This window comes from Bradyrhizobium macuxiense, assembly GCF_001542415.1.
Lineage (GTDB): Bacteria > Pseudomonadota > Alphaproteobacteria > Rhizobiales > Xanthobacteraceae > Bradyrhizobium > Bradyrhizobium macuxiense.
Genome location: NZ_LNCU01000101.1, coordinates 1 through 2,305 on the forward strand (window position 1 = coordinate 1; position 2,305 = coordinate 2,305).

Consider the following 2,305-nt stretch of genomic DNA (forward strand, 5'->3'; position numbering starts at 1 on the left):
TGTCAAACGCCATCCGGAACTGCCCCCTTTGCGTCATGAAGAACTGCCCCCACCATCGGGTTATGATCTTGGTTGAAGGTTGCTTCCGCCGGTGACGGGACGGAGGGAGGCGGAGCCGACCGGAGGGCCGTCACCGGCGGGCGGCGGCTTGATGAGGCCGCTCTTCCGTTTGGCGCGGAGCCGGTAGCTGTCGCCGCGGATAGTCAACACGTAGCTGTGGTGCAGGAGCCGGTCGAGGATCGCGGTGGCGACCACCGGATCGGCGAACACGGTGCCCCATTCGGCAACGCTGCGGTTCGACGTGATCAGCATGGCACCAGTTTCGTAGCGTCGGCTGACCAGTTGGAAGAACAGATGGGCCGCGTCGGGTTCCAGCGGCAGATAGCCGAGCTCGTCGACGATCAGTAGCTTTGGCTTCGACAGCGCGAGTAGTTTCTCGTCCAGGCGCCGATCGCCATGCGCCTTGGCAAGGCCAGCGACCAGCGTCGTCGCCGTGGTGAACTGCACCGTATACCCGGCCAGGATTGCCTCTCGCCCGAGCGCGATCGACAAGTGCGTCTTACCGACGCCCGGCGGGCCGAGCAGCAGCACGTTCTCTCCGTTGGCGATCCAACGTGACGCGGCCAGGTCGCGGATCTGCTTCGGATCGATCGACGGCTGCGCCTCGAAGTCGAAGCCCGCAAGCTCCTTCACGGCCGGGAAGTGTGCAAGCTTCAGCGCCATGTCGATGCGGCGATGATCCTTGCGCGCAATCTCACGTTCGCACAGCAGGATCAGCGTCTCACGCGCCGACAGGTTTGCGCGCGCCGCCTCGTCGAGCAAGCTATCGAGCTGATCGCGGATGCCGGAGAGCTGCAATCGCGCCAGCATGGCATCAAGGGGATCAGTCGGTACTTCGGTTGCCTTCTTTGCGCGCGTCATCAGAAGCTTCCCCCGATCACGGCTTCATATTCGGCAAGAGGACGCAACAACGAAGGCGGTGGAGACGACCCCGGCACCGCCGCCGCAATCTCCGGCCGGCGAACCGCGCCATTCCGCCCGGCAACACCATCGAGATGGGCGGGATCGACGATCCGCAGCCGGCGCCCCTCCGATTGCTTATGGACCGCCACCTGGTGCAATCCATGGCGGATCCGCACCTCGCCGGCCGCGACCGTTACCGCCACGCGCTCACCAATTAGGCGCCACGGCACCGAGTAACTGTTCGTGTCGATCTCGATGGCGCAATCGTTGCCGACGACCCGGGTTAGTTCGCGCAATGATCCGAACGAGGGCTGCCCGCCGAGCGGTTTCAACCGGTGTGCCTCGTCGCGTACGAAGCGAACCATCGGCGCCTCGCCGGTCGTGCCGTGGATACGCACGTTCGCCACCTCACGCTCCCACTTGGCGAGATGCGCCTCGAATGCCTCCCAACTTACGAAGGAATGCCCCGCGATCGCGTTCTTCTTCACGTAACCGACGCCATTCTCCGTCTTGCCCTTCGTGCGTGCCCGATATGGCGCGCAGGCGCGTGGACGGAAGCCCCAATGCTTCGCAAACGCGATGAGTTTGTCGTTGAACTGAACCGACCGGCTGCCGACGTCGTGGCGCACCACAAGTGCGCGTGGGTTGTCCATCAGCACTTCCTCCGGGACACCGCTGAAGGTCGTGAATGTGCTCTCGAGCCCAGCGAACCAGTGCTCCTGCTTCTCGGCCCGGAACGCACGCACATGTACCCGCCGCGAATGCCCGAGCGTCGCCACGAACACGAATGCTTTGATCTTCGCGCCGCCGATCTCGACCAGGCGCTCTCCGAAGTCGATCTGCAGCTGCCGGCCAGGGGGCGTCTCGAACCGCGTCGTCGCCAGCGCCTCCGCCTTCAGCGCCTGACGATAGGGCTGCACCGCGCGTTGCAGCGTTCGCCGGCTGACTGTCACGCCTTTCTCGGCCAACAGATCCTGGCGAACCACATCAGCATTACCGCGATGGCGAATGAACCTCTCGCGCAGCCAACCTTCAAGGCCGTCGAGCCGCTTCGGCCGCTCAGGCGACTTGAACGGCTTCACCCCACCCGCCGCCACGTAGTCCTTCACCGTGTGATGGCTGCAGCCCAGCTGGCGCGCAATGCGCTTCAGCCCCCATCCGCACGCTCTCAGGCGCAACATCTCCGCCACGTCATCCGGCGTCTTCATCACCTGCCCCCGTGGATCACTCCACGGCGAGCCTCTAGTGATTCGTTCCTCGTTCATTCGCTCTCTCCTCAGCTATCCGAGGAGGGGGCAATTCCTCATGACGCCGAGGGGGCAGTTTTCCATGGCGCGCGACA

General features: G+C 64.4%; 2 protein-coding genes. Both read right to left on the reverse strand.

Annotation, left to right across the window (positions count from 1 at the left end; all coding sequences use genetic code 11):
• Positions 1 to 60 precede the first annotated feature (60 nt).
• A complete protein-coding gene (gene istB / locus AS156_RS30275; RefSeq protein ID WP_050382252.1) occupies positions 61 to 921 on the reverse strand; it encodes an IS21-like element helper ATPase IstB in 861 nt (286 codons plus the stop codon).
• Positions 921 to 2,228, reverse strand: a complete 1,308-nt coding sequence (gene istA / locus AS156_RS30280; protein WP_066512537.1) for an IS21 family transposase — start codon at positions 2,226 to 2,228, stop codon at positions 921 to 923. Before istA ends, istB begins: the two co-directional genes overlap by 1 nt.
• Positions 2,229 to 2,305: the final 77 nt, after the last annotated feature.